Below are 26,140 nucleotides of genomic sequence, written 5' to 3'. Positions count from 1 at the left end.
CTTAGCCGCTACGTAACCTAATCTGATTGATACCGGCGGCGGCGAGGACGTCGCGGAGCGCGACGCCAGTCCACTCCGCGTTGCCGATCGCGCCAACGTCCCACGGATCGCCCGAGGTCGTCTCCACACCCTGTAGATGGGCCCGGCGATTACCCGCGCACTGCATCGTTGCCGTCACAGTCAGGGTCGGAAATGTAGCCTGAAGTTCGGCAACAGCGAAGGAGCGCGGTCGATCGATTAGACCGTAGAGCGCCACGATGATCGTCGGCCAGCTCGGGGGTTGGACCGTGGCTGCGAATGTAGAAGTGCGCCTGCGATGTCAGGAAGGACGCGATCAGGTTGTCCGGAGCCGTTTCCGCGTTGAGCGGGTCCGGGCTGCGAAGGATAAGGTTCTGTTCGGCGAGGGCGCGTGCGGTCATTCGCCAGGATACCACCTCGGGGCGCATATGTAATCGCTTGTTGAGAGCGATCGGGCGGCGATCAAAGCCCATCGAATATCTTCAATCGACGGGACGACGGGGAATCATCCTGAGTGGCCGGCGTCTATCTTACCCCGGCTAGTATGGCAGTGTTAATCGCCCGCTTGCGGACGGCGAACCGCCTGCGATCGCGAAATCCACAACATGCATTAATTGTCGCGCCGGCGTCCGCAGTATGTCCTAAATTGCACGACGGACCATTGAGGCGGGTAGTCTGTTCTAACTCTCAACACGCATATGGACGGATTGAAACATGCCGAGCGAAGCTACATCCGCGATATTCGCCAACGTCCTGCTCGGGCGTACTGCGTTGGTGACAGGCGGAGACTCGGGCATCGGTGCGGCCTGCGCAAAGGCGCTCGCAGCGGCGGGCGCGGACGTGGCCGTGACCTACCTTCATGACGAGCAGGGTGCGGCCGAGACCGCCGAAGCGGTCCGCGCTCACGGACGGCGCGCGCTGGCGATGCGCAGCGATGCCCGAGACGAACACGCGGTCGAGGAATGTTTCGATCGCATCGAACAGGAGCTCGGCACCGTCGACATCCTGGTCACCTCGGCGGGGATCAACACCTATGGCATCGAAGTAGCCAAGCTGACGCTCGACAAGTGGGAGGACATGCTGCGCACCGACCTGACCGGCACGTTCCTCGCCACGCGGAGCTGCACGCGCAGGATGCAGGAACAGAAGAAGAAAGGCGCAGTGATCGCGATCAGTTCGATCCACGCCGAAATCGTGCGATCGGGCAGCTCGGTCTACGCCGCAGCCAAAGCGGGGGTGAAGCATTTCATCGAGACGCTCGCGATCGAGGTGGCGGGCGACGGCATCACCGTCAACGCTATCGCGCCGGGCATGATCCTGACGCCGATGAACCAGACGGCGGAGGATTGGTGGGTGGTGCGCAAGGTGAAGAGCGAATTCATTCCGCTTGGCCGCCCCGGCCAGCCCGAGGAGGTCGCCAACTGCGCCGTGTTCCTTGCCTCACCCGCCGGGGACTACATCACTGCGTCCACCCTCACCATCGATGGGGGCCTGTCCAAAATGGTGGCGCTTGGAGCGTGAACGGGGACGACCTGCTGCCGACGCGGCTGCTGCGCCGGCCGGGGCCGCCGAAGCCGATGGACGGCTGGCGAGGCGTGCAGATCGAAGACGAGCGGCTGGCACAGATGCTCGCCCCCGATGCGCCTCTGCTCGTGCTCCACGAGGGCACGGTACATGGCGAGGGGCCGACATGGCAGGCGTCGCGCAGCCGGCTGGTATGGTCGGACGTGCCCAATCGGCGTCTGCTAGGCTGGTATCCCGACGGCCGCGTCGAGGTGGTGATCGAGGGCACGTGGTTCATGAACGGCAACGCTGTCCTGCCCGACGGCACGCTGGTTCATGCCGAGCATGGCCGCCGCTGCATCAGCCGAAGCGGCCACGATAGCGCGCAGCCCGAGCCGATCGTCACCCACTTCGAGGGCCGGCGGATCAATTCGCCCAACGACGTGGCGGTGGCGCCGGACGGCAGCATCTGGTTCACCGATCCGATCTTCGGCATCGTTATGCCCAATCAGGGCGCACTCGCCGAGCCGGAGCTCGATCATCGCAGCGTCTACCGCTTCGATCCGCTAACGGGCGCACTCGCCCGCATGGCGGACTTCGAGCAGCCCAACGGCCTCGCCTTCACCGCCGATGGCGGCACGCTCTACGTGTCGGATACGTCGCTGTCGCTGGGCGAGGTGCCGGGGTTCGAGGCGGGCACGAAGCACGAGATCATCGCCTTCGACGTGGGCGAGGATGGCGCACTGTCGAACCGCCGCTTCTTCTGCCACACCGACCACGGCTATCCCGACGGGTTCAAGGTCGACGCACGCGGTTGGGTATGGACCAGCGCGGCGGATGGCGTCCACGTCTGGTCGGCAGATCGGCGCAAGCTGGGATTCATCCCGACGCCGATGGTCGCTTCCAACCTGGCGTTCGGCAGCGCGGGCGCCCCGCGGCTGTTCATCGCCGCGACCAAATACCTGCTCGCAATCGATCTCAGCGCGGGCGAAGCGGAGAGAAACCAATGATCCGTCCCATGATTATCGCGTTGCTGGCGACAGCCACCGCTAGTTGCTCGAGCAGCAACGCCTCGATCGAATGTCCTGCACCTGAAAGCGGTCAGGCCGCCGGAACGCTGCAGGAAACGCCGGCACAGATCAGCGCTGCCGGAGCGCAGCTGGGTCATGGGAATGAGAATGAGATCGCCGGAGTCGCAGCCGGCATCCGCGCCCGTCACCCGAACGTGGATAAAGCGGCGATCGTCAATTATCTCGTGACCGCTTACTGCCCGCGGATCAACGGCCGTCCCGAACTGAACCGGGCGGCCAAGCGGCAGGCTCTTACGGATTTCTCCGCCCGTGCGGACCGGATCGTGCGGTGACGATCCGGATGGCGCCGCTTAGCCGCTCGAGCGCTTCACCCTCGTTCGACTTGGTGCAGATGCCCGTCAGGATCGCGCAGCAACGCGGTTTGGTCGCCCAACCAAACGATGCGGGTCGCGACGATATCGTCGACTTCGGGGGGTGCCTGTGCGCGACCGCGCGGGTGGCGATAAGCGAGCAACTCGACGTGCGGCGGCGTCGCCGCCGGATGCATCGGCACGACATCTGCCACCACGCTGTCGAGGCCGTCGAGCGCGACCTGCGCCGGGCCCTGATTGAGCGTCGCTCTTGCCGCGCTGAGTCCATGATCTGCGTAGAAGCGGCGACTAGCGGCGAGATCGGCGACCGAGATGGCGCTGTGGTCGATCCCCAGTATGCCGCTGCCTGCCCAGTTCGGGTTCGTGTTTGGCGGGAACTGGAGGAACTCGAGCGGGTGCCCGTCGGGGTCGCGGAACTTGACCGCGGTGACACCGCCGGACGAGGCCGGCAGCGTCACCGGGCATTCACGGCTGATCGGTATCGCGCCGGCCGCCTTGGCCCAAGCCCAGGCCGCGGCGGCATCGTCGGTGACGAGCGCGAGGTGCTGGAAGACGAGGTCCGCCGCGTTTGCCTCGATCGGATAGGCGCGGCCTGGTGGGTCGAAACGGTCGAGGTCGATTCGAGACGGGCCGAGGCGCATCGTCAGACGCTCGCCGGTGCCGCTGCGGCCGAGCAGGCGCAGTTCGCCCTCGCCGATCGGCCCGCGCTCACCGAGCGCGAAGCCGAGCGCGTCATAAAAGCGCTCTAGCCGGTCGAGGTCGCCGGTTACGAGCCGGAAGCCGGTTATCCGCGTGAGCGTCACTTGACCCCGCAGGGCTCGCGTTGCGGGTCGCGGTGGAGCTGCACGGTCATCAGGCAGCACGGCACGTCGCCGACCGTGCCGGACCTGTGGCCCTTCTTACCCCCCGTTTCGGTGCAACCCTGGTCCTCGCCGAACGAGAACTCGCCGGGACCTTGCTCGATGCGGGTGCCGTCCATGCTCTCGATGAACCAGCGGCCCGACAGTACCACGATCCACTGCGGCGCGGGGTTCTCGTGCCAATCGCCGATCCAGCCAATCGGCTGGACGGTGAAGACGGGCGTGGCCTCGCCGCGCTCCATCTTCAGGTTCCACTGCGGGTCGGCGGGGCCGACGCCCTTGGCCTCATAGCCCTTGAGGTGGCATTGTACCTGCCGGCTGACACCGTCGCCATCGACGTACAGGTGCCAGTAGGGAACGGCAGGTTTCGGACCGAGATCGCTCATGAGGAACTCCCATAGGGGTGGCTGGAGGCGAACGGCGCATCGAAAAACGGTTGAAGCCCCCGCCCGTCCGTGCCGACCACGATCAGCAGGAAGCCTGCGCCGAGCGATAGGTTCTTGAGGAAGTCCCAGAACAGGGTGCGCCCCTTGCCGTCCGGGTCGACCCAGAAGTCGCCCGGCGCCCAGAACCGCTTGTAGAGCACGGCCGTCACTGCGCAGTAGCCGGCGAGTACAAAGGCAGCGGCGCGATCAGCGATGCCGGTGACGACGCCGAGCGAGCAGAAGACCTCGATGGCGAGGCCGGTCAGCAGCACGGCGGTCGCCAGCGGCCGCGGCGTGAACACCTGCTGCGCCTGGCGAACCGCGCCGCCGAAGTTCAGCACCTTGTCGAGCGCGCTGAACGGCAGGAACAGCAGCACGAGCCCGTAGCGGACGACGCCTGCGACGATGGCGGCGCTCGTCACAGCCGGTCCTTGAGGATGTCCGCCACCCGCAGCGCGTTGGCGATGATCGTCAGGGTCGGGTTGACCGCGCCGATCGAGGGAAAGAAGCTCGCGTCAACGACATAGAGGTTGTCGACGTCGTGCGCGCGGCAGTCGAGGTTCAGCACCGACGTCGCCGGATCGGTCCCGAACCGGCAGGTTCCCGCTTGGTGGGCGGTGCCCGACAACGGGATGTCCTTGCCGAGATACAACGAGCGTTCGAGCAGTACCGCCGGCCAGCCGATCCTGGCCAGCACGTCCTTCAGCTTGCGCTTGAGGTGCTTCAGCGCCTCTGGATTGGTCTCGACGAGGTCGAGATGGACCTTGCCATCCTTGTAGTAGACGCGGTTCTCGGGATGCGGCAGGTCCTCCGCCTGCAGCCAGAAGTCCATCGAGTGGCGCGCAATCTGGTCAAACGGCATGTCGGGCAGCCATTCGAGCCAGCCGGGCAGCTCCTCGCCCTTGATCTGCTCGGGGTGGCTGGTCGCGCACATCTGGATCAGGCCGAGCGGATACTCCCAGTCGTCCGCACCGAAATAGAAGTCGCTGAACGCCAGCGTCTTCTGGAACACCGTCTCGTTGACGTGGCGCATCACCGCGACGACGATGCTCATGTCGTGGCGCATGTAATTGCGGCCCACCTGTCCCGAGCTGTTGGCGAGGCCCTCGGGATGCCGCTCGCTCGCCGAGCGCAGCAGCAGCAGCGCCGACGACAGCGCGCCGCAGGCGACCACGACCGTGTCGGCCGTGTAGACCTCCTCCCGGCCGGCGCGGGTGACGTGCACGGCGTTGATCCTGCGTCCGGTGGGGTCAGTGCCGAGCTTCGACACATAGGCGCCGGTCAGCAACGCCACGTTGTCGTGCGTGGCCAGCATCGGATCGATGCAGATCACCTGCGCGTCCGCCTTGCCGTTAAGCAGGCAGGGGAAGCCGTCGAAGTAGGAGCAGCGGATGCAGGTGCTGGTCGGGGTGGCGCTGCCGTCCTCCTTCTGGTCGAGCAGGATGCCGAGCGGCAGGTGGAACGGCTTGAGGCCGATGCCCTCAAGCTTGTCGGACAACTCGGCGACCCTGGGCTCGTGCTTGACCGGCGCGAACGGGTAGGGCGTCGTGCTCGGCGGCTCGGTCGGGTCCTCGCCGCGGCGGCCATGGACGTGGAACAGCGCCTCCGCCTCGTCGTAGTACGGCGCGAACGCATCGTAGCCGAGCGGCCAGGCGGGCGAGATGCCGCTGGCATGCACCACTTCGCCGAAATCGCGCTCGCGCAGCCGGAACAGCGCTGCGCCATACACCTTCGAGTTGCCGCCGACATAATAGTGCAGCGCGGGGCTGAACGTCTGGCCCTCGGCGTTGGTCCAGGTCTCGTCGGCCTGGTAGCGGCCATCGACGAACACCGCCCTGGAATCCCAGTTCGACTCCTCGCGCGGCAGGTAATCGCCGCGCTCCAGGATCAGGATGCTCTTGCCGGTGGGCGCCAGCCGCTGCGCCAGCGAGGCGCCGCCCGGGCCGCTGCCGATGACGATCAGGTCGTAATGCTCGCTCATGCCGCCGTCTTCTCCGTTCGCCTTCAGCCTACATCATCCGCTGGCGCAGGTTGAAGAGGATCACGAGCGTTCCCGAGACCATCAGGATCACGATCAGCGTCGCGAACAGGATCAGCAGCAGGTCGTCGCGCGCCGACCGCGCCAGCGTGACGTGCAGGAAGAAGCGGAAATGCACCACCACCTGCACGAGCGCGAGTCCGAACACGATCGCGAGCGTCGTCCCGCCTGCGAACGACGGCCAGCGCACGGCCGCGAATGCCGCCCCCGTCAGCGCGAGCGCAAGCGCGTAGCCGATCGCATAGCCACGCACCTCGCGCCGCTTGTCGTCGGTCGACCCGCTCATCGGATCAACCCCTGGAGGTAGACGACCGAGAAGATCGCGATCCACACGATGTCGAGGAAATGCCAGAACAAGCCTAGCCGCAGCAGGTTGATCTTCACCCGCGCGTCGAGCCCGAACGTCAGCACCTGCGCCGCCATCACGACCAGCCACACGCAGCCGACCAAGACGTGCAGCCCATGCAGCGGCACCAGCGCGAAGAAGGACGACAGATAGCCGCTGCGGCTCGGCCAAGCGCCGTCGCCGAACATCGTCGCGAAATCATGCAGCTCCAGCCCGAGGAACACGACGCCGAGCCCCAGCGTCGCGCCCATCCAGCCGAGCAGCACGCGGCGCGGTTCGCCGTGCTTCATCGCGATCGAGGCCATGCCGTAGGTGAAGCTGCTGGTGAGCAGGATCAGCGTTTCGACGAACGCCGGCGCGATCTTGTATTCGCTCGCCGGCGTCGGGCCGCCCACGGTGGCGGGCAGCATCACGCCGTAGGTGGCGAACAGCAGCGCAAAGATTACCGCGTCGCTCATCAGGAACACCCAGAACCCGAACAGCTCGCTTTCGGCCTGCTCGTGCGTCTCCTCGTCGGTAGCGCCCAGGTTGAGGCCGGCGTGCTTCACCGCGTCGCTCATGCCGGCACCTCGGCGAGGCCCCGGTTGGCCGAGGTCGTCTCGATGTGGCGTGGGATCGGCTTCGCTTCTGCGACCGCGGCGCGCCAGTGCCGGTCGATCCTAGCGACCTCGGCGGCGGTGACCGTGCGGTGCACGTCGCGCGCGAAGCTGCGGGCAATCACAGCGGCGACGATGCCGAGGGCGCAGAGGATCGCCAGCCACCAGATGTGCCACACCAGCGCGAACGCGAGCGCGGCGCCGACTATGCCGATCACCGGCCCGGTCATGCTGTTCCTCGGCACCTCGATGTCCTCGTAGGTCGCGGGGGCCGCATAGGGATCGCCCGCGCGCTTGCCATCGAAGAATGGATCGCGGGCGGCGACCTGCGGAAGCACCGCATAGTTGAACTCCGGCGGCGGTGCCGACACCGACCATTCCAGCCCGCGCCCGTCCCACGGGTCGCCCGCGAACACGCGGTTGGCGTCGCGGTCGCGGATGCTGATCCATAGCTGCACGAACAGGGAGGCGAGCGCGCCCAGCAGAATCAGCGCGCCCACTCCGGCAACATACAGCCACGGCCGGAACGCGGGCTCGTAGAACGCCTGCGTCCGCCGTGCGGCGCCACTTGCGCCTAGCACGTAGAGCGGCATGAAGGCGGTATAGAAGCCGACGACCCAGCAGCCGAACGAGATGCGGCCCCACCTCTCGTTAAGCCGGAACCCGAACGCTTTGGGGAACCAATAATGGTACGCCGCCAGCATACCGTAGAGCGTCCCCGGGATCAGCATGTTGTGGAAGTGCGCGACGAGGAACAGCGTGTTGTGGACGAGATAGTCGAGCGGCGGAAAAGCAAGCAGGATGCCAGTGAAGCCGCCCAGCACGAACGTCATCATGAACGCCAGTGAATAGAGCATCGGCACGGTGAAGCGTACCTCGCCCCGGAACATCGTCCAGATCCAGTCATAGATCTTGACACCGGTGGGCACGCCGATCGTCATCGTCGCGATGCCGAACACCGCATTGAGATTAGCGTTCTGCCCCATTGTGAAGAAGTGGTGGACCCAAACGGTGAACGACAGCACCGCGATCGCCATCGTCGCCAGCACCAGCGAGGTGTAGCCGTAGAGCTCCTTGGACGAGAAGGTCGACACGACCTCGGAATAAACGCCAAACGCCGGCAGGATCAGGATATAGACCTCGGGATGACCGAACAGCCAGAACAGGTTGGCATACATCATCATGTTGCCGCCAAGGTCGTTCGTGAAGAAGTGGGCGCCTAAATAGCGGTCGAGCGCGAGCAGCGCCGTCGCGACGGTCAGCGGCGGCATCGCGAAGATCATCAGGATGCTAGTGCAGAGCGCCGTCCACACGAACAGCGGCATGCGCATCAGCGTCATGCCAGGGCAGCGCATCTTGTAGATCGTGGTCGCGAAGTTGAGCCCGGTCAGGGTCGAAGCGACTGACCCCAGCGTCACCGCCCAGATCCAATAGTCCGGCCCGACGTCGGGGCTGAAGGCAAGTTCGGTATAGGGCGGATAGCCGCTCCACCCACCGGTCGAGAAGCGGCCGATGACGAGGCTGACCATCATCAGCCCCGCCGCGCCGCCGGTCAGCCATAGGCTGATCGAGTTGAGCAGCGGGAAGGCGACGTCGCGCGCGCCGATCTGCAGCGGGGTCACATAGTTGATGACCCCGGTCAGGAACGGCATTGCCATGAAGAAGATCATGATGCTGCCGTGGGTGCTGAACAGCTGCGCGAAATGGTCGGGCTCGACGAAGCCGGGCGCGTCGATCGCGCTCGCCTGCTGCATCCGCATCAGCACTGCCTCGACCAGCGCGCGCGACAGCATGACAAAGGCGAGTACGACGTACATGATGCCGATCCGCTTGTGATCGAGGCTGGTGAGCCACTCCTTCCATAGATAGCGCCAGGCATGCAGGTAGGTGAGCAGCGCCATGAGCCCGATCGCGCCGACGATCACGATCGACGCGGCTCCCGCGCCAATAATCTCGCTGACAGTTGGCGTTTCCCACGCGCGCACGAACGGCAGCGCCTGCCAGTCGAAGCGGCCGAGTAGGGCTGGCCAAAGGCCCTGGGTCATCGTCTCGACTCCTGAGACCGGGCGAGCACCCGGCGAAAAAGATCATCGGGCGCTGCGGAAAAGGCCACCGGGTGCGGGAGGACCGAGCGTCGGAAGATCGTGGCGGTTGCCGCAGCATCGAGGGGATGGTTCGATGCTTGCACCCGGCCGACCCACGTCGCAAACGCGGCGGGCGTTCGGGCGATTACGTCGAACTTCTCCGCCTGGAAGCCCTGGCCGTTGAACTGTGCGTTCTCGCCGCGGAACACGCCCGCTCGACTGGCCTCCAGGTTCAACTGGCTCGTCATCCCCGCCATCGCGTAGATCTGGCCGGCGAGCTGCGGGATCAGCAACGACTGCATCACCGTGCCGCTGGTCAGCCGGATGTGGACGGGGCGGCCGACCGGGATGTCCAGCTCGTTTACTGTCGCGATGTGCTGGTCCGGGTAGAGGAACAGCCACTTCCAGTCGAGCGCCACCGCCTGCACCTCCAGCGGCGCCTGCGCGGACGCGATCGGCCGGTAGGGGTCGAGCCGGTGGGTGTAGTGCCACAGCAAGATGCCGAGGCCGATGACGATGCCGGTGGGCGGGATCCAGATCAGCCCCTCCAGCGACCAGGAGAAATTCCACTTCGGGCTGAACGCGCTGTCTTTATTTGCTAGCCGGTAATGCCAGGCGACGATCGGGACGAGCAGCAGCACCGGCCCGGCGACGAACACCAGCACGGCGCCAACGATCAGGTAGAGGTGCCACTGGCCCGCCGCGACCGGACCCGCATGGTTGACGACCCCCAGCTTCAGGGCCGCGCAGCCACCGAGCGGGAGCAGCGCCAGCGCCGTCACTGTCCTCATCCAGGCAAGGTCGGCCGTGGCCCGATGACGCTTCAATCGAGTTGTCGGATGGTGGCGCGCTTCAGCTCGCGATCGTTGCGCGAGTAATAGAGCCAGATCGTCCCTTCGGTGTCGACGACGGAAGCGGCAAAGGAGATGTCCCTCGGACCGGAAGGATCGGGTGGTGCCGCGATCAGCGGTTCGTCGCTCCGTGCCACGACGGTCCGCAAGTCAGGCGAAAGCGCGACCCAGCCGATGCCCCAATGCGCATTCTCGGTAGCGCCGTTGTAGAACATTACCGGGCGCGCAGGGTCGCTGCGCAGCAGCGGCCCAGTGGACAGGTGCCACCCGTCCCATCTGCCCTCTCGTGGCCCGAACGGATCCGGCTGCTCGTGCCACGGACCGCTTGGTCCCTCGCCATCGGTCAAGCTGATAAGCGAGTGGCCGTCATGGGAATATTCGTACAGTAGCTGCCAGCGATCCTCGGCGCGCAGGAGCGTCGCTTCCTTGCTGTTCTGCTCGCTCTTGCTGTTGGGAAGGCCGATGCCGCGCTTCTCGAGCGAGTGCATGTCGGCGCCCGTGGCGTAGAGGAGATGACCTTTCCCATCCGTGTCGACGCCGGTGTAGAAGACGACATAGCCATCGTCGGTCTGCACTACTGTAGGATCCTCGCAGCCTTTGGCGTCATGCCCGCCGCTGCCGGGACAGATGATTGGAGCTGCGTCCATCCGGAAGGTGAGCCCGTCGCTGCCGCTGCGGCCATACCAGATGCGCCCGCTCTCGTCGTCATCGCCCTTGTTGGGCGGCACGGCGCGGACCAGCAGCATCAGCCCAGCGTCTCCGGCAACGCGCCAGGCGAACGGGCTCATCAGGTTTTTGGCGAGCAGGTCCTCGGGCCCGTCGAGCCGGACATCGTCGATCCGATCGACAGCGAAGCCGAGACTCACGCGCTCTCGCCCCAGGCAGCCGCCATTCCGTCCCGGCATCGTTTTATGACCATTTCCAGGTCATCCTCGTAGAGTGAATCGGCAACGTCGTTCGAGAAGATCTCCACCACCCATGGCTTTGCGTAGCCCGTCGCCCGCGTCGTGGCGATCAGGTCCGCGAGCGGAATGGCGCCATCGCCCGGCACGATCCGATCGGCGAACGATCGCGGTGTGCGCCAGTCGCTCGCCTGAACCGTGAAGATGCGATCGCCCGCGCGAGCGATCGCCGCAGCCAAATCGTCGTTCTGCCAGATGTTCCAATAGTCGAGGCAGAGGCCGACCGCATCGCTGCCCGTCGCCTCGATCACGTCCAACGCCTGGTCGACGGTCCAGATGGCGCTCTCGACGTTGACCGAGGTGGGGTTGAGCGGCTCGAGCGCCAGCGTGACGCCGTGGTCGACGGCGACCTTGGCCAGTTCCTTGAGTTCCCGGCTCACAACCCTCATCGCCTCGGCCATGTCACCCTTCGGGTGCGCCCCGGTGTTGGTGATGAAGGGAACGCCCGGCGCGTATCGACCCAGCCGCTCGATGCTCTGGCGCAGGCACGCCACCCGCTCGTCGAGCGGCTTGGGGTCTGGCATCATCCTGCTGTCGAAGAAGGTGCGGACCCGCGGCTGCACCCCGCTGATGGCGAGGCCCGCCGTCGAGATGGACTGCATCTGGTCGGCGAACCGCATATCGTCGAGCTTGGCCTCGACGACCTCGATGGCGTCGACTCCAAGGTGGGCATAGCGTTCGATATCCTCGTCGAACGACCACGGCATCGTCGTGAACTCGCTGATGCCGAAGGTGAAAGGCAGGCTAGTCAAGGCGCGTCTCCGAATTGATGAACGATCGAGCTATTCGGATTCGCCCGCGACGGCCACGCTCGTTTTCATTCGGAGACAGGCCTTCCCGACGAGGCTCATGAAGCCGAGCATTAGGCATCGTTACGACTTCACCAAGCAACTACCCTTATCTCTGGTTAATGGCGAACGCGAAAATGCGAATGCAACCTGCCCAAGTCGGCATCAGCTGATGCGGCGAGATGCCGTGGCCAGCACACGCTCGATGCTGCCTCCCTGGACGATTACCGAGAACAAGACGACGATGTATGTGGCGGTCAGCTCAAGGTCGCGCACGGGCGCGTGCGGCAGGCTGAGCGCGAGTGCGACGGAGATACCGCCTCGCATCCCACCCCAGATCAGCGTGACAGGCGCCATGCGGCCTAGCGACAGCAACGGCTTCACCGCCACGAGCGGGATCAGCACGGATACGGCCCGGGCCATCAGCACAAGCGGAATGGCCGCAACACCGATGACGATCAGCAATACCTCCGACGGGATCGTCACCACCTCCAGCCCGATCAGCAGGAACAGCAGCGCGTTCAGCAGATCGTCGATGACCGACCAGAACTTGAGCAGGTAATCGCGGGTGGTGGCGCTCATCGCATGGGCGACGCCGTGGTTGCCGATGAGCAGTCCCGCTATCGCCATGGCGACTGGCCCGCTGACGCCGATCTTGTTGGCGAGGGCATAGCCACCCATCACTACGGCCAGGCTGATCATCACCTCGACCTTGTACTCGTCGATCCGCGACATCGCCTGGACCGCAACCCACCCGATCACGAGGCCGAGGACGACGCCGCCTCCGGCCTCTCTTAAGAACAGCACCGACGCGTTGGCTAGGGAGAACGCCTCGCTCCCGGCCGCAGCCGCGAGCAGGATGGCGAAGACCACTACGCCCACGCCGTCGTTGAAGAGGCTCTCGCCCGCGACCGTCGCTTCCAGGGTCGGCGTCACGTCGGTTCGCTTGAGGATGTCGAGCACGGCGACTGGATCGGTGGGGCTGATCAGCGCACCGAACACCAGCGACCAGAGGAGCGGCACCGCGTGACCCATGACGCTGGTCAGCAGGTGGAAGCCCCACCCGATCACGATGGTCGACAGCGACACCCCGGCGGTGCTGAGCACGATGACCGCCCAGCGCCCCCGGTGCATCTCGCGCCAGTCGACGTGGAGTGCGCCCGCGAACAGCAGGAACGACAGCATCCCGTCCATCAACGTGCGGTGGAAGTCGATCCCGTCGAGGAAGCGCGCCACGTCGTGGCTGAGGTTGCCGCCGGGCAGCAGCCGGTCGATGCCCACCACCAGCAACGACGCGATCGCGCCCATCACGGTCAGCCCGATCGACTGGGGCAGATGGAGGAAGCGGACGTTGATGAAGCCGAGTGTCGCCGCCAGCACGATCAGAATCGCGGCGGCGTCGAAAGGCGTGATCGAGACGCCGTGGATCATGGAAATGGGTAGGTGCTCCTCAAGCTCATGAGGCTGGAGCGGCCGCTTCGGGGCGTATCCGGATCGGCGGGAAGCCGACGATGTCGTAGGTCGCGGACGCGATGCCGATGCCGGCCTTGTCGAGTTCGGCGATGATGGTGCGGCTCATCGCGTCCTTGGCACTGCGGATGCCGTGGGTGTGGACAATGAAGCGCACCGTCAGCTCGAGCCAGTTGTCGGTGATGCGGTAGTAAACGCGGGGCACAAGGTCGATCGGTTCGACGCCGAACCGTGCCTGCAGGCCTGCCTTGTAGTCGGCCGCGAGCGAGTCCGGGTCGACCGCCTGCGCCTTAGCAGCGTCGAGCATGATCGCCTCCACCTTGGCGCGATCGGCCTGGTAAGTGATCGGAATCGCCATCTCCTCCCAGATGAAGGGAAAGTCGCGGGTATAGTTGTAGACCGGCTCGGCGAAGATCTTGGCGTTGCTCACGGTGACGATCCGGCCTGTGAACTGCCGGCTCTTGACCCACACCGCCGGGTCGGCGCCCTGTACGGCCGGCGGCTCGCCCATCTCCATGATCGTCGTTTGGATGAACCCCAACCGCATCACATCGCCGCGCACCCCGCCCATCGAGATACGGTCGCCTACCGTGAAGGTGTTGCCGCGCAGGATGACGAAGTAGCTCGCGATGGCGGTTACCGGCTGCTGGAGCGCGAAGGCTAGACCGGCGGACATGAGCCCGGCGGCGGTCGCGAGCCGGGTCGGATCGCTGAACCAGATCGACAGCAGCCCGAGGATGAGAACGATGGCGGCGACGAGGCTGATCGCCTGCCGCGTCCAGAAGCGCGTCTGGACGGTGGCATGATCGACCCGCCGAAGCACGAGGCTGACGAGGCCGCGCAGCAGTCGGCTCGCGATGATCACGATGGCGATGAACGCCAGCGACAGCAGCAGCTTGCGCCCGTTGTCGGCGTTGACGCCCACCCAGTCGATGCCGAGGAAGTGCATGGTCGTGTCCTTAGGGCCGGGTGCTGTCGACAGGAGCGGCGGTGCGTCGTGCTTGCGCGCCGTCGATCTCCTTCTGCAGGAAGAAGTTCAGCGCGGTTCGCAGGACCACGATCGCGCCAAGCTGGCCGATCTCGTTCCAAGTGGGCGCTACGGCCGTGCGCAGGATGTCGGCGCCCAGTTCGAGCTCCAGCGCGACGGCGAGCCATCGTCCGAGCTTCAGGCGGACGGCCTCCTTGGCGTCGGGCTCGTCGAGCGTGGTCTGCCGCGGTACGAACAGGATCAGCGCGCGCACGAACGCCTCGATCGCCGCCAGGCCGATCACCAGCGCGGCCGCAGCCTCGACACCGGCCGCCAGCCACAGCGTCGCCTGCTTGAGCAGCTCCATCATGTCGCCTCGCGCTCCGCCATGCTGATCGGACCGATCGTCTGCATCGCTGTGAAGCGCCGGTGCCGACCCTTCAGATCATCGAGGTCGGCAGGCGTGGAGACGTCGCGTTCGCCGTCGCCGAGCACCAGATCGGCATGCCTGCGCAGCACGGCGAGCCGCTCTGGCCGACGCTCAACGCCGGCGATGACCGTCAGCACCTCCAGCATGCGGATCAGCACCGCGACACTGCCGGCGGCGTTCTGGCGGATCAGGTGGAACATGGCATCTACGAGGCCATCATAGTCGACCACGGGCACAACGAGCGCAACTTGACCGCCGCGCTCGATCTGCCCGAGCGGCAGATGGCGAGAAACGATTGCGCAGAGCGCCGCGCCCAACCGGTCGAGCACGCTCATCGCCGTGTGCGGGTCGTTGATCCCCGGTGACAGCGCCCGCACCGCGATTTCGACGAGCTGGCGCACCGCGAATTCAAGATCGATGCGGCTAACCCGCTGGCCGCCGAGCGCCGTGGCGCGCCGGATCGCGCGATCGATGCCGTCGCGCGCGGGCTCCGCCAAGGCGATCGCGGCGCCTGGAAAGACGTAGTCGCCCGGCCGGACGAGAAGCTGGATCGTGCAGTCATGCGCAGCCGCCCAGTCGGCCAGTTGGTCAGCGTCGAGCTCCTGTAGGTAGCCTTGCCGCGGATCGGCGACCGCGGCCACGGCGTCGGTGAAGCTCGGTACAGCGACCGGTGCCGGAGCATCAGTGCTGGTCAGGCGACGAATTGCGTTGCCGACATCGCGGCTCACCAGCTCGATGACGGTGTCGACGTTGATACGGCCCGCCATATGGCCGACGAAGAACACCAGCACGCCCACGCACAGGAACGCCAGGAGGATTCCGGCGGTCAGCGCCGCGTGAGGCACGAACGGCCCCTCCTCCTGCGTCCTGACGCTCCTGAGCACCATCAGCGCGTAGGAGAAGGTGCCGAGGAAGGCGCCGAGCGTGAACTGGTTGCCGCGATCCTTGACGAAATTGCGTAGCAGCCGCGGCCCCATCTGACCCGCCGCCAGCGACAGCGAGGCGATGGTGATCGAGAACACCGTGCCGGCGACGCCGATCGTCGACGAGGCGACCGCACCCAGCAGCGTGCGGGCACCGGTGCCCCCGCCGTTGTAGAGGAACGGGCTTTCGATCAGCCACTGCGGAACCAGCCCGCTGCGGTCGAGCTCAACGAGCCCAACTGCGAGCAGGATGCCGGTGACTACTAGCGCGGCCGGCAGGAGCCAGAACGTCTCGCCCACGGCATTTAGAAGCTGTCGAATGCGCGCGGTCATCGGCTAGCACGCATCGCATGATGGTCGTGATTCATCGGGTGGCGCCGGTTCAACACGAACAGCCAGATTGCCAGCGCCAGCGCGGCGAGGTTCAGCCAAAAAGTGTAGTTGATCTCGAAGTGGCTCACCCGCGCCTCGATGCCGCCGGTCGCGTGGGGCACGATTCCTGCCGCCGTGAAGCCGAGGTCGACGATCAGGGCGGCCACCGCCATGGCGGTGTAGAACACCCCGCCCATGTAGAGCGCCATTCGCCAGCCATAATAGCGACGGTAGATGTCGAGCAGCGGCAGCACGATCAGGTCAGCGAACAGGAACGCCACCACCCCGCCGAAGCTCGCCCCCCCACCCCACAACACCGCTGCCAGCGGCACGTTGCCGATCGAGCAGACGAAGGTCAGCATCGCCACGATCGGACCGATCAGCGCGTCGAGCGGAAGCCGGACCCAAGGTGACGCGTGGACGAGGAACAAGCCCTGCCAGACGCTGTCGGGGACGAAGACGGTCAGGACGCCGCCGATCAGGAAGCCAGCAGCGAGATCCTTCCACAGCATCCGCCAATCCATCGCGAAGTTCTGAGCGACGCGCACCGGCGTGTCGCGGCTGCGCAGTCGTTCGCGCCAAGTGCCGCCCGCGACGGTCATGCTCATATGCTCGTGACCGCTCCTTTGCTCCTCGTGGTGGCGCGCCTCGTCCGCCAGACCCTGGGGCAAGGTCGCCTTCACCAGCAGGCTCAGAACGGCGATCAGCACCAGCCCGCCGAGCCACTCGGCGAGCATAAACTGCCACCCGAGCAGCAGGTACAGGATGATACCGAGCTCGAGCACCAGATTGGTGGAGGCGAACAGGAAGGCGATGCTGGCGACGAACGACGCGCCCTTCTTGAACAGCGTGCGCATGATCGCGGCCGAGGCATAGGAACAGCTCGAGCTTGCCGCGCCTGCCAGCGTAGCGATGGCGATCTCGCGCGGGCCGGCGCGGCCAAGTGCCTGGCGCATCTGATCTGCCGGCACGATCGCCTGGAGCAGGCCGGAGACCGTGAAGCCGAGGACGAGGCTCCAGCCGGTCTGCCAGAACATGCCTGCTGCCATCACCAGTGCCCGGCCGACCAGGTCCAACAAGTGCGTCATGGGCTGAGTCTCCTCGGCTGAACGGCGGATAGTATTGTCTTGCCGCTGCCCAACGTCGCAGAGTCGGTGATGGCAGCAGTGCGGACCTCGACTCTCGGCAACGCGGCCTTCTTGTTCGGAGGAGGGAAATGTCTGTAGGGCGTGGGGATTGAGACGTCGATCGCTCGCACAACGCTGCTCGCCCGCATTCCCGATGCGAACAGTTTACGCCCCGCCTCGAGCCATGCCGGCGCCATGACCTTCTTATATAACGGCCCCTATAAGGCGTGAACGACCGAAACCGTGGTGCCGGGTTCCGCGTCGGTTACCTCGACCTTCGCATCCAGCTTCTTCGCTAGCGCATCGACAATGGTCGTGCCCAAGCCGGAGCGGGTATCGTCTGATCGGGCAGGCATTCCTACTCCATTGTCACTGACCGACAGGGTCCATGAGGAGCCTTCGGCATGATAGCCTACCTTGATCTTGCCGCTCGCATGATCTGGAAACGCATGCTTCAGCGCGTTAATGACAAGTTCGGTGACGATGAGCCCCAGGCTCACCGATACGTCCGCACCGGTGACGGCTTCATCCGCACTTACGTCGAGCGAGAGCTGATTGTGGTCGCGGATCATCGATGCGCCGATGCTTCGGCATAGATCGGTGAAATACGCGCGCAGTTCGACATCTTCGATGCTGGACGCGGCAAGCTGTTTCTGAACGGCAGCCACGGACATGACCCGGTGATGGGCATCATGGAGGTGCAGGCGGGTTTCGTCCGATTGGACCCTGCGCGCGCTCTGCATGAGCACGCTGGCAATGATTTGGAGACTGTTTGCAACCCGGTGCTGAAGCTCCTGAAGCAGGACGCCTTGATCGCGCGCCAGGTCATCCTTGATCTTCTCGGCGATACGGGCATCGGTCACGTCCGCTACCGACAGCAGCACTCTGACTTCCTCACCGCCGCCATAGCTCAGCTTTTGTACGTTCAATACGAGCTGACGCCGCCCTCGACCCGGGCGGTTGAGATCCATCTCATAAGGGGCGGCCTGAGCAGTGCCCGAGGCGGTTGCCTTCAACAGTGCATCGAGCTGGGGCACAGCCAATTCACCACAACCCAGCGTAGCGAGCGCACGATCGCTGATATTCGCTGTATCGAGTTGAAAGGCGCGGCCGAAAGAATCACTCGCCGATATCACGTTGCTTTCGCCGTCGAGGAGCAGAAGGGGCGCGTTGGATGAGGCGATCAACGCCAATGCCAGGCTATTTGCCGCTTCAGGGTGGAGGGGCGCCGGGTTGTCCATGGTGGTGCCCCTTCAGGGGACCGGCGGCTTGCGAAGCGAAAGCCAAACCCGGCAATACCCAGCCCCGGCACCATGCCTATGCTGAACGTTTCGCAGCCTAGCAGGTATCGAGCCGGCATCCTTAACTTCAGTCTATATGCAACGTCGACCGGATCAAAGCGGCGCGACATCAGTATCGATTTCGACCGCCGCGGTGCCATAGTCACTCGCCAGCGGTTCTCGCTCGATGGATATCTCCACCAGCCCCTACGCTCTGGTCGTCGATGACGACGCCTTCATTCTTATAGACACCTGCGATATCCTGGAACGGGCTGGGTTCCGGTTTTACGAGGTGGGCACCAGCGCCGAAGCAATTACGCTGCTCGAGGATCATGCCGACAGCGTGTCCCTGCTCTTTTCAGACGTCGAGATGCCCGGTGCCACGAACGGCTTCGCGCTTGCCCGACACGTAGCACAGCATTGGCCGTGGATAGAGATCGTCATCGCCAGTGGCCGCATCGAGCCCGGGCCTGCGGATATGCCGGCGAAGGCCACCTTCATTCGTAAGCCGTTCAATCAGGAGACGGTGCACGGCCATCTGCGCGACACCCTTCCCGACGAAAAGAAGCCGGAGCCCCTCAAGCATGCGGTGTGAACGCAATAGGTCGGGGTGAACGGCAGCCCCGGGCGTGCTGAAAAGCGGTAGATGGGGATGCGCGCGGGCAGTTCGGCAACTGACGGGACGGATGGCGACGGGGCAAGCATGGCATTTCATGACTAATAAATTCGCTTTATGTTCTCACTGATCCGCTAGATTGCATATTCCGATAGATTATGACTGCGCGCCCCGGCGGGCCGCGCTCTATCTCCGCTGCGCTGCGACCGAGCCGCTTCCAGGCGTCTTGTCCCATCCGGGCGGCGATCGCTCGCGCGCCTGGCTCCGCCGCGCCGGCGGGGGAACGCGGATCAGCGGAGCGCACGCCGCGTCTTCTGGCGAAGCCGACATGATGCGCGTGTCATCGCGACCGCGTGAGCACTCTTGCTCTGCCCGGGGGCGGCGGCTGGACTTCGACGAGCTGCCGGCATGATCTCACGATTTGATCGTATCGTCATTTCGAGAGGCGGTGCGTAATTCAGAATTGCGTAAATTTGGCGGCGTTTGACTAAAAAGGTGCTGGTGCTGCCGGTGAGGATTGGACTCACGACCTCAGCCTTACCAACGGGTATATGCTTGTGCAACCCACAGCAGCCCATGGCACGATTCCCTATGATTGTCGCAGTATATCAACTGTCTAGCTCGGTCGAAACCTACCCTTACATATCCGGTCGTAACCGGCCGTTCGCCGACGCGATTATTACGTTGCGGCACGCATCAATCGACGTAATTTCTGGCTTCGGAGGTGACCAACCATGCCCCGCAAACTGACGACCCATATGATCGAGACCGCCGCCGTGCCCACGGCCGGGCAGTCCTTTGTTTGGGATGGCGAGCTCAAGGGCTTCGGCGTCCGGATCGGATTTTCCGGCGTGAAGTCGTACGTGCTGCAATACCGCAGTCCGGACGGTCGCCTTCGCCGTATGGCCTATGCGAGATTCCCGGTGTTCACCGTGGACGAAGCTCGCAAGGAAGCGATTCGAATGCTCGCGGACGTGACGCGGGGCATCGATCCGGCGGACGCGAAGCAAGCGAAACGTGCCGCGCCGACCATCGGCGACGTTTGCGATTGGTATCTGGAGGAAGCGGAAGCCGGGCGCCTTCTCGGACGTCGCCGCCTGCCGATCAAGGCGTCCACCGTGCGGATGGAGCGAAGCCGGATCGATCGGCATATTCGCCCGCTTATCGGACATCGCAAGGTGGCGGGTCTCAAGCCGGCCGACATCGAAGCCATGCAGGCCGACATTGCGGCGGGCAAGAGTGCCGCCGACAAAGGAAGCGGCCGTGGCCGGTCGACAACGGGAGGTGCGGGCGCAGCGTCTCGCGTTATCTCGACGTTGCATTCGATGTGCGAACATGCGGTTCGTCTTGGTGTCATTGAGAACAATCCTGCCCGAGGCGCGCGGCGGATGGCCAGCAACCGGCGGACCCGGCGTTTGAGCGCGCTCGAACTCGGCAAACTGGGCGCGGCGATGCGGGTGGCCGCTACCCGCGATGAGAACCCGACCGGCCTGGCAGCCGTGCGATTGATCACGTTGAGCGGCTTTCGTTTGTCGGAGGCGCAGCAGGTTAAGCGGACCTGGGTCGATGCCGAAAGCCAAGCGATCCACTTCCCGGACACGAAAACCGGTGCGCAGGACCGGCCGATTGGAAAGGCCGCCCTTGCTGTGCTGACACACCAGCCTGTGATCGAGGGCTGCCCATATGTGTTTCCGTCGGACTATGGGGAGAGCCATTACAAGCAGGTCCCGGACGTGCTGGTCCGGCTCTGCGCCGCAGCGCGGATCGAGGGCGTCACAGCTCACACTCTACGCCACACCTTCGGCAGCATCGCGGGTGATATGGGCTATTCGGAGCTTACCATCGCCGCGCTGCTTGGACACGGGAAGCGCGGAGTAACGCAGGGGTACATACATATCGAAGAGGGCCTGCGCGAAGCGGCAGACAAGGTCGCCGCGAAGATTACGGATCTGCTCGACGGTCGTGCCAGTAGCGTTCGCGATGGTGACCGGGAGGATGTTGAAAGGGCGCTCGCCGCCTGAACGCTGCCAGCCGTGGAGCACGCCGACGCCAAGGCATGCGTATCCCGCGGCTTCCGGGGTGGCGCGCTTTGGCAATCTATGGTGGTGTGATTAACGTGTTTCCGGTAGAGCCGACGGAGGGGGAACAGGTCCGTTTGCGCTCGGACCGCGCTCTTGAATCGCGCAAGAAAGGAGCGCCGATGTCTACAAAGCAGATCGTCGCGCTCCTGAACTCCCATGTCGAGGGAGACGAGGAGCAATTTCTCTCGATTGCGCTGCAGATTGCGGCGCAACAGGCGCGCCAGGGCAATGAAGAAGATGCCAACCGGCTGAAGCGGCTGGTGCAAAAGGCTCGCGAGCGGACCGCCGGCGCGCCTTCGGGCCAGACGCCAATTCCGCTCGCCCGGCCGCGCGGCGAGCTGCAGGGTCTCGTCGAAAGCATCTATCCGAAGATCAAGCTCGAGAACATGGTTCTCGCCGATGAGGTGCTCTCGCGCCTTCAGCGGGTCGTGCGCGAGCAGGCGGAGCGCGCGACGCTGCGCGACCATGGCCAGATTCCGGCCACACACCTGCTGCTGGTCGGGCCGCCGGGCACCGGCAAGACCATGACGGCATCGGCGATCGCCGGTGAACTGCGACTGCCGTTGTTCACCGTGCGCCTGGATGCCCTTTTTAGCCGTTTTTTTGGCGAGACCGCTGGAAAGCTTCGCCTGCTTTTCGACCAGATCGCGCAGATGCGCGGCGTCTATCTTCTTGACGAATTCGATGCGATCGGCGCGCGACGGGGTGATCCCAACGATGTTGGCGAGATCCGCCGTGTGCTGAATTCGGTGCTGTCCTTCATGGAGGAACCCAACGCCACCGACAGCATCGTCATCGCCGCCACCAACCATGTTGAAATCCTCGACAAGGCGCTTGCGCGGCGGTTCGATGAGGTCGTCGAATATGCGACGCCCGATACGGATGCGGCACGTAAGATCCTCACCCGCCGGATGGGCAGACTGCGGCTGACCGCCAAGGCATGGTCGTCGATCGGACCGTTGACCGAGGGTCTCAGCCAGGGCGAGCTTGTGCGGGCGGCGGATTCGGTCGTCAAAGATGCCATTCTCGAGGGTGTGACCAGCATCGCTCCGGATAGCCTGAGGCGTGCGCTTCAGGATCGCCAGTCGTTCCAGCGGCGCTTCCATCGCTAGAAAGACATCAGAACCACAGCGAGGAATGTCGGCTTTTACCGCGAATGATTGAAGTGAGGGGGCAATGCCCAACGGGGATGGAAACGGGGGCCGCAGGCTCCCGCATATCGAGATTACGCGCTGGCGAGAAAGCGCACAGTATGTCTACCCGCGTATGCGCCGCGATCAACGCGACCGGCGGGAGGACCATCACGAGCACGCCGAGGTGCTGCTTGAGCAGCTGACCCGTGCCCTTGGCAACCTGCCCGCGCGCGATCAGGATCAACGCATTGCGGTCGATGGCCTCAAGCGCGGGACGCTGGTCGAGGTCGAGACGATGGTGCCAACCGCCCGGGCGAAGGCGACCAAGACACCGGCCCTGGACTTTCCGGGACATGAAATCGTCGTGCTCCGGTCTGAGCGGAACGAGGACCGCACCGAAACGGCAGTGGTGTTCGTGCCGGACGATGCGCGTGTCTACCTGCGGAATCGTATCAGCGCGTACGGCTCCGAGAATCTTGGGAACCAGCCGCGTCCCGACGTCGACAAGTTCGAGGTCATCGAGACGATCCGCGATGCCTCGGGTCGGTCTCTCCTGGCCGCTGCACCGGACGATCAGAATCAGCGCGGCTGGTGGGAGCTCTGGCTCCGCCGGCCGGACACGCAGCGGCCTGATCTGATCGCGAACGCCGTCGTCGAGGCCGTCCGGGGAGCCGGCTTCGACGTCCACCCCGAGCGGCTCACCTTTCCGGACACCGCGATCATTTTCGCGCATGGTAGCCAAATTGAGATCGTCGGGATCGTGGATCGGCTGAACGGCGCCATCAGCGAAATCCGGCCGGCGGCGGGGAGCATCGAGCCGTTTCTCGATCTCGGCGAGAACGGCTTAGGGCAGCAAGCGCTGGTCGAGGATTATGCGGCGCGGGTCGATCCGCCCGCGGACGGCGCGCCAGTGGTCTGCGTGATCGATACGGGCGTCGCGGCGGCGCATCCGCTGGTTGCGCCGGGACTAGCGGGCGCATGGTCGGTCAACGATGCCTGGGGGACGGACGATCATGCCGGCGGCGGCGGCCATGGCACCGGTATGGCCGGGCTCGTGCTCCATGGCGACCTCGCGACGCCGATGGCCGATGGCCGACGCGTCCAACTTGGCCATGCCGCTGAGTCGGTGAAGTTCCTTCCGCCGGCGGGCTTTCCGCCGAACGAGCCCGCCCGGTATGGCATCATCACCCAATCGGCGGTCGCGGTGGCCGAGGTGGAGCGACCCAATGTGCCGCGCAGCTTCTGCATCGCGACGTCTTCCGATCATTTCGACCCGGACGGGCCGTCGAGCTGGAGCGGTGCGCTCGACCAGATCTGTTCCGGCGCGATGCCCGGCGAGCGGCTGGATGGGGTTGCCGCCAAGAATCATCCCAAGCGGCTCGTTTTCGTGGCTACCGGCAACATCACGGGCGGCATGAAGGCGGACGTCGAGCAGCATCATTCGCTCGAAGATCCGTCGCAGAGCTGGAACGCGCTTTCGGTCGGCGGCTACACCGCCAAGATCGGGCCCTCCGCCGACGATCCCGACCTTAATCCGCTGGTAGCGGCGAACGAGAAGAGCCCGTTCAGCCGGGGATCGAAGCTGCTCCCCGTGGACCTGACCCCAATGAAGCCCGAAGTGCTGTTCGAAGCAGGCAATATGATGGTGGATGCCGGCGGCTTTTGCGGCTGGCATCCGGCGGTGTCGTTGCTCACGTCCGGCAAGGACGTTGCCGCACAGCCTTTGGTGCCGTTCTGGGCAACGAGCGCCGCGACCGGGGTCGCCGGGAACTTCATCGGCCGGTTGAAGGCCGGGTTGCCGGAGCGGTGGCCCGAGACCTACCGGGCGCTGACCGTCCATTCGGCGGAATGGCCGCAGCCGATCCGTTCGAAGCTGGTTGGTCGCGGGCGCAGCTGGCGCACGATATCGAAGGGCGAAAAGCAGCAGATCATGCGCGAAGTCGGATACGGCGTGCCTGACCTTGGGCGAGCACTGGCATCGGCATCGAATGATGTGACCTTGCTCGTGGAAAGCGAGATTCAGCCCTATGCGCTTGGCGCGGACGGTCGCGGCGCAGTGTTCAACGAGGTCCATTTCTTCGCGCTGCCCTGGCCACGCGCCGCCCTCGAGGCGCTGGAGAATGCGGCGGTCACGATGAAGGTGACGCTGTCCTACTTTATCGAGCCCAACCTCACGGGGCGTGCGGCGACGCGGCCGGACACCTATCGCTCCTACGGGCTGCGGTTCGCCATCAAGAAGCGTACCGAAACCGCAGCGGACTTCCGGCGGCGATTGAGCAATGCGCCGGGCGAGCGCACTGAGAATGACGGTGAGGCGGATTATTGGCTCCTCGGCCCCCAGGCGATGCAGGCCGGCTCGCTCCATTGCGATCTTTGGCGCGGTCCTGCCATCGATCTCGCCGCGCATGACCAGATCGCGATTTTCCCTGTCGGGGGCTGGTGGAAGTCGCACGTCGGGCAGCGGCGGATCAGCGATCGGGCGCGCTACACCTTGGCGATTTCGATTTCCGCGCCGGACCAGGACGTAGATCTATATGCCGAGATCGAGGCCGCGATCGAGACGAGGGTGGCGGCTGAAGTGGTGGTTGATGCCGCGTCCGGAGAGCGCTGATCCCGGCGTATCCTAGGGTCGGTATGGATTGAGGAGCGCTGCGTCTGATTTGCAGAAAAGCTCTGCAACCGATGTCATCCTGAAACGGCGCGCGCCGTAAGATGGATGACAACGCAACATAAACGCAGGCCAAAAAAGATGCTCGAACGGGATACCACCTTCATCCTCGGCGCCGGCGCCAGCTTCGATCTCGGCTTCCCGCTAGGCGACACATTGCGCGACCGCATAATCGAGCTCCTCGCCGTTGAGGATCCGAACGCCAGCATCAATTTCAGCGATGCCGAAATGGGAAAGATTCTGCAGACGCGTTCGGTGAGTGAGGCTGGCACCAATGCGTCGCCCGATCGGCTGGAGGTGTATCGGCGCGCTGCGGCGACAATCCGCGCCGGCCTGCCGTTCGCTCGAAGCATCGACACGTTCATCGACGGGCTGCGCGGTCGGGAGCATATCGAGTTCCTGAGCAAGCTTGCAATCGCGACGGTGATCCTCCGCGCCGAGGCGGGCTCGCCTCTCACGCCGCGGCATGTCCAGGCAGCGAATGCCGCGGACCTGCGCGCGCAGCAGCTCAAGAAGCTGCTCGCGAGCTGGCATGTCGAGCTGAGCCAGATCCTCTACGACGGCCACACCGCCGACACGCTCGACGACGTGTTCGCCCACGCGTCGTTCATCGTGTTCAACTATGATCGCTGCCTGGAGGAGTTCCTCGCGGTGTCGCTGATGCGGCGGTTCGGCATCGACCGGAAGCGCGCGGTCGCACTCGTCGGCAACTGCCAGGTCGTCCACCCTTATGGCCAGGTCGGCGCGTTCGCGCCCGACGCCGAAGGATTCATCCCGTTCGGCGGGCACGAAGTGCAGCAGCTCGTCGACGTCGCGGGACGCATTCGCACCTTCACCGAGACGATGGAAAGCGATGTCGGCGACAAGATCAAAGACACGGTCGCGCAGGCGGACACCTTGGTATTCCTGGGGTTCGGCTGGCTCGCGCAGAACATGGCGCTGCTCCAGGTCGGGCAGCGGCTCACCAATGCGCGGCAGGTGTTTGCGACGACGATGAAGATGGAGGCGGGTGAGGTCGCGGTGGTGCGCGACCAGATTTACGAGATCCTGCGGCGCGGCGACTACACGCCGGACTATGTCGATCCGGCGCCGGATCCGCCCGAGTTCATTACCGATCGCGGCGACTGCAAGGCGCTGATGGCCAATTGCTGGCTGCGGCTGACGCGCCGCTGATCGCCGGTCGCGCCGCTCCGGCGGCGC

General features: G+C 65.0%; 26 protein-coding genes and 1 tRNA gene. 8 read left to right on the top strand and 19 right to left on the bottom strand.

Annotated elements, in window-relative coordinates; translation table 11 throughout:
• Position 1: 1 nt before the first annotated feature.
• A complete protein-coding gene (locus tag K8P63_RS16170) occupies positions 2-256 on the bottom strand; it encodes a molybdopterin-dependent oxidoreductase (RefSeq protein ID WP_223797039.1) in 255 nt (84 codons plus the stop codon).
• Positions 150-491 (bottom strand): hypothetical protein, encoded by a 342-nt coding sequence (locus K8P63_RS16165; protein WP_223799931.1) that lies wholly within the window; start codon positions 489-491, stop codon positions 150-152. The genes K8P63_RS16170 and K8P63_RS16165 overlap by 107 nt, the downstream gene beginning before the upstream one ends.
• A 241-nt stretch (positions 492-732) precedes the next feature.
• On the opposite strand from K8P63_RS16165, the gene K8P63_RS16160 reads away from it, so the two are divergent.
• The 3 genes from K8P63_RS16160 to K8P63_RS16150 are packed head-to-tail and all read left to right on the top strand — an operon-like array spanning position 733 to position 2,884.
• Positions 733-1,539, top strand: coding sequence for an SDR family NAD(P)-dependent oxidoreductase (locus K8P63_RS16160; RefSeq protein WP_223797038.1), 807 nt, complete (start codon positions 733-735; stop codon positions 1,537-1,539).
• The gene (locus K8P63_RS16155; protein WP_223797037.1) at positions 1,536-2,531 is read left to right on the top strand and encodes an SMP-30/gluconolactonase/LRE family protein; all 996 of its coding nucleotides are present in this window, start codon (positions 1,536-1,538) and stop codon (positions 2,529-2,531) included. Before K8P63_RS16160 ends, K8P63_RS16155 begins: the two co-directional genes overlap by 4 nt.
• Complete coding sequence (locus tag K8P63_RS16150; protein WP_223797036.1) at positions 2,528-2,884, top strand: hypothetical protein; 357 nt, start codon at positions 2,528-2,530, stop codon at positions 2,882-2,884. Before K8P63_RS16155 ends, K8P63_RS16150 begins: the two co-directional genes overlap by 4 nt.
• 35 nt (positions 2,885-2,919) lie before the next feature.
• Here K8P63_RS16150 and K8P63_RS16145 read toward each other — a convergent pair whose 3' ends face one another.
• The 16 genes from K8P63_RS16145 to K8P63_RS16070 all read right to left on the bottom strand — a co-directional run bounded on the left by K8P63_RS16145 (position 2,920) and on the right by K8P63_RS16070 (position 18,403).
• Positions 2,920-3,726 (bottom strand): VOC family protein, encoded by an 807-nt coding sequence (locus tag K8P63_RS16145; RefSeq protein WP_223797035.1) that lies wholly within the window; start codon positions 3,724-3,726, stop codon positions 2,920-2,922.
• The gene (locus K8P63_RS16140) at positions 3,723-4,169 is read right to left on the bottom strand and encodes a cupin domain-containing protein (protein ID WP_223797034.1); all 447 of its coding nucleotides are present in this window, start codon (positions 4,167-4,169) and stop codon (positions 3,723-3,725) included. Before K8P63_RS16140 ends, K8P63_RS16145 begins: the two co-directional genes overlap by 4 nt.
• Complete coding sequence (locus K8P63_RS16135; RefSeq protein ID WP_223797033.1) at positions 4,166-4,630, bottom strand: DoxX family protein; 465 nt, start codon at positions 4,628-4,630, stop codon at positions 4,166-4,168. The genes K8P63_RS16140 and K8P63_RS16135 overlap by 4 nt, the downstream gene beginning before the upstream one ends.
• Positions 4,627-6,189, bottom strand: a complete 1,563-nt coding sequence (locus K8P63_RS16130; protein ID WP_223797032.1) for a GMC oxidoreductase — start codon at positions 6,187-6,189, stop codon at positions 4,627-4,629. The genes K8P63_RS16135 and K8P63_RS16130 overlap by 4 nt, the downstream gene beginning before the upstream one ends.
• A gap of 28 nt (positions 6,190-6,217) precedes the next feature.
• Positions 6,218-6,532, bottom strand: coding sequence for a cytochrome o ubiquinol oxidase subunit IV (locus K8P63_RS16125; protein WP_223797031.1), 315 nt, complete (start codon positions 6,530-6,532; stop codon positions 6,218-6,220).
• The gene (locus K8P63_RS16120; RefSeq protein WP_223797030.1) at positions 6,529-7,152 is read right to left on the bottom strand and encodes a cytochrome c oxidase subunit 3; all 624 of its coding nucleotides are present in this window, start codon (positions 7,150-7,152) and stop codon (positions 6,529-6,531) included. The genes K8P63_RS16125 and K8P63_RS16120 overlap by 4 nt, the downstream gene beginning before the upstream one ends.
• The gene (locus K8P63_RS16115; RefSeq protein ID WP_223797029.1) at positions 7,149-9,233 is read right to left on the bottom strand and encodes a cbb3-type cytochrome c oxidase subunit I; all 2,085 of its coding nucleotides are present in this window, start codon (positions 9,231-9,233) and stop codon (positions 7,149-7,151) included. The genes K8P63_RS16120 and K8P63_RS16115 overlap by 4 nt, the downstream gene beginning before the upstream one ends.
• Entirely contained in the window at positions 9,230-10,054 is an 825-nt protein-coding gene (locus K8P63_RS16110; RefSeq protein ID WP_398287794.1) for a cytochrome ubiquinol oxidase subunit II, read from the bottom strand. Before K8P63_RS16110 ends, K8P63_RS16115 begins: the two co-directional genes overlap by 4 nt.
• Before the next feature lie 41 nt (positions 10,055-10,095).
• Entirely contained in the window at positions 10,096-10,989 is an 894-nt protein-coding gene (locus tag K8P63_RS16105; RefSeq protein WP_223797028.1) for a glycoside hydrolase family protein, read from the bottom strand.
• A complete protein-coding gene (locus K8P63_RS16100; protein ID WP_223797027.1) occupies positions 10,986-11,837 on the bottom strand; it encodes a sugar phosphate isomerase/epimerase family protein in 852 nt (283 codons plus the stop codon). The genes K8P63_RS16105 and K8P63_RS16100 overlap by 4 nt, the downstream gene beginning before the upstream one ends.
• Before the next feature lie 201 nt (positions 11,838-12,038).
• Positions 12,039-13,304, bottom strand: coding sequence for a cation:proton antiporter (locus K8P63_RS16095; RefSeq protein ID WP_223797026.1), 1,266 nt, complete (start codon positions 13,302-13,304; stop codon positions 12,039-12,041).
• Between the two features lie 25 nt (positions 13,305-13,329).
• Complete coding sequence (locus K8P63_RS16090) at positions 13,330-14,292, bottom strand: mechanosensitive ion channel family protein (protein ID WP_223797025.1); 963 nt, start codon at positions 14,290-14,292, stop codon at positions 13,330-13,332.
• A gap of 10 nt (positions 14,293-14,302) precedes the next feature.
• The gene (locus K8P63_RS16085) at positions 14,303-14,677 is read right to left on the bottom strand and encodes a DUF1622 domain-containing protein (RefSeq protein ID WP_223797024.1); all 375 of its coding nucleotides are present in this window, start codon (positions 14,675-14,677) and stop codon (positions 14,303-14,305) included.
• A complete protein-coding gene (locus tag K8P63_RS16080) occupies positions 14,677-15,996 on the bottom strand; it encodes a DUF2254 domain-containing protein (RefSeq protein WP_223797023.1) in 1,320 nt (439 codons plus the stop codon). The genes K8P63_RS16085 and K8P63_RS16080 overlap by 1 nt, the downstream gene beginning before the upstream one ends.
• Positions 15,993-17,123 (bottom strand): permease, encoded by a 1,131-nt coding sequence (locus tag K8P63_RS16075; RefSeq protein WP_223797022.1) that lies wholly within the window; start codon positions 17,121-17,123, stop codon positions 15,993-15,995. The genes K8P63_RS16080 and K8P63_RS16075 overlap by 4 nt, the downstream gene beginning before the upstream one ends.
• A gap of 257 nt (positions 17,124-17,380) precedes the next feature.
• Entirely contained in the window at positions 17,381-18,403 is a 1,023-nt protein-coding gene (locus K8P63_RS16070) for a sensor histidine kinase (protein ID WP_223797021.1), read from the bottom strand.
• A gap of 226 nt (positions 18,404-18,629) precedes the next feature.
• Between K8P63_RS16070 and K8P63_RS16065 the strand changes: the two genes are divergently transcribed.
• The gene (locus K8P63_RS16065) at positions 18,630-19,037 is read left to right on the top strand and encodes a response regulator (protein ID WP_223797020.1); all 408 of its coding nucleotides are present in this window, start codon (positions 18,630-18,632) and stop codon (positions 19,035-19,037) included.
• A 520-nt stretch (positions 19,038-19,557) separates the two neighbouring features.
• Here K8P63_RS16065 and K8P63_RS16060 read toward each other — a convergent pair.
• Positions 19,558-19,632 (bottom strand) — tRNA-OTHER (locus tag K8P63_RS16060).
• A gap of 184 nt (positions 19,633-19,816) precedes the next feature.
• Between K8P63_RS16060 and K8P63_RS16055 the strand changes: the two genes are divergently transcribed.
• From K8P63_RS16055 to K8P63_RS16040, 4 genes are all read left to right on the top strand, one after another.
• Positions 19,817-21,079, top strand: a complete 1,263-nt coding sequence (locus K8P63_RS16055; protein WP_223797019.1) for a tyrosine-type recombinase/integrase — start codon at positions 19,817-19,819, stop codon at positions 21,077-21,079.
• Positions 21,080-21,258: 179 nt separating this feature from the next.
• Positions 21,259-22,251 carry an AAA family ATPase gene (locus K8P63_RS16050; protein ID WP_223797018.1) on the top strand — a complete coding sequence of 331 codons (993 nt, stop codon included), beginning with the start codon at positions 21,259-21,261 and terminating at the stop codon, positions 22,249-22,251.
• Between the two features lie 64 nt (positions 22,252-22,315).
• Positions 22,316-24,883: a S8 family peptidase gene (locus K8P63_RS16045; protein WP_223797017.1), complete on the top strand. Its 2,568-nt coding sequence runs from the start codon at positions 22,316-22,318 to the stop codon at positions 24,881-24,883.
• Positions 24,884-25,021: 138 nt separating this feature from the next.
• On the top strand, positions 25,022-26,113 hold the full coding sequence (locus K8P63_RS16040) for a hypothetical protein (protein ID WP_223797016.1): 1,092 nt from the start codon (positions 25,022-25,024) through the stop codon (positions 26,111-26,113).
• The last annotated feature ends 27 nt before the right edge of the window (positions 26,114-26,140 follow it).

The organism is Sphingomonas nostoxanthinifaciens, assembly GCF_019930585.1.
GTDB classification, from domain to species: Bacteria; Pseudomonadota; Alphaproteobacteria; order Sphingomonadales; family Sphingomonadaceae; genus Sphingomonas_I; species Sphingomonas_I nostoxanthinifaciens.
Note: the sequence above shows the minus strand (reverse complement) of the source record. Positions and strands in the feature narration are given on the sequence as shown.

Bases quoted from the DNA above. Each gene is read 5' to 3' on its own strand.
- K8P63_RS16165 (WP_223799931.1), bottom strand. From the start codon at position 491: ATGGGCTTTGATCGCCGCCCGATCGCTCTCAACAAGCGATTACATATG.
- K8P63_RS16160 (WP_223797038.1), top strand. From the start codon at position 733: ATGCCGAGCGAAGCTACATCCGCGATATTCGCCAACGTCCTGCTCGGG.
- K8P63_RS16150 (WP_223797036.1), top strand. From the start codon at position 2,528: ATGATCCGTCCCATGATTATCGCGTTGCTGGCGACAGCCACCGCTAGT.
- K8P63_RS16140 (WP_223797034.1), bottom strand. From the start codon at position 4,169: ATGAGCGATCTCGGTCCGAAACCTGCCGTTCCCTACTGGCACCTGTAC.
- K8P63_RS16130 (WP_223797032.1), bottom strand. From the start codon at position 6,189: ATGAGCGAGCATTACGACCTGATCGTCATCGGCAGCGGCCCGGGCGGC.
- K8P63_RS16125 (WP_223797031.1), bottom strand. From the start codon at position 6,532: ATGAGCGGGTCGACCGACGACAAGCGGCGCGAGGTGCGTGGCTATGCG.
- K8P63_RS16120 (WP_223797030.1), bottom strand. From the start codon at position 7,152: ATGAGCGACGCGGTGAAGCACGCCGGCCTCAACCTGGGCGCTACCGAC.
- K8P63_RS16115 (WP_223797029.1), bottom strand. From the start codon at position 9,233: ATGACCCAGGGCCTTTGGCCAGCCCTACTCGGCCGCTTCGACTGGCAG.
- K8P63_RS16095 (WP_223797026.1), bottom strand. From the start codon at position 13,304: ATGATCCACGGCGTCTCGATCACGCCTTTCGACGCCGCCGCGATTCTG.
- K8P63_RS16090 (WP_223797025.1), bottom strand. From the start codon at position 14,292: ATGCACTTCCTCGGCATCGACTGGGTGGGCGTCAACGCCGACAACGGG.
- K8P63_RS16085 (WP_223797024.1), bottom strand. From the start codon at position 14,677: ATGGAGCTGCTCAAGCAGGCGACGCTGTGGCTGGCGGCCGGTGTCGAG.
- K8P63_RS16080 (WP_223797023.1), bottom strand. From the start codon at position 15,996: ATGACCGCGCGCATTCGACAGCTTCTAAATGCCGTGGGCGAGACGTTC.
- K8P63_RS16075 (WP_223797022.1), bottom strand. From the start codon at position 17,123: ATGACGCACTTGTTGGACCTGGTCGGCCGGGCACTGGTGATGGCAGCA.
- K8P63_RS16070 (WP_223797021.1), bottom strand. From the start codon at position 18,403: ATGGACAACCCGGCGCCCCTCCACCCTGAAGCGGCAAATAGCCTGGCA.
- K8P63_RS16065 (WP_223797020.1), top strand. From the start codon at position 18,630: ATGGATATCTCCACCAGCCCCTACGCTCTGGTCGTCGATGACGACGCC.
- K8P63_RS16055 (WP_223797019.1), top strand. From the start codon at position 19,817: ATGATCGAGACCGCCGCCGTGCCCACGGCCGGGCAGTCCTTTGTTTGG.
- K8P63_RS16050 (WP_223797018.1), top strand. From the start codon at position 21,259: ATGTCTACAAAGCAGATCGTCGCGCTCCTGAACTCCCATGTCGAGGGA.
- K8P63_RS16045 (WP_223797017.1), top strand. From the start codon at position 22,316: ATGCCCAACGGGGATGGAAACGGGGGCCGCAGGCTCCCGCATATCGAG.
- K8P63_RS16040 (WP_223797016.1), top strand. From the start codon at position 25,022: ATGCTCGAACGGGATACCACCTTCATCCTCGGCGCCGGCGCCAGCTTC.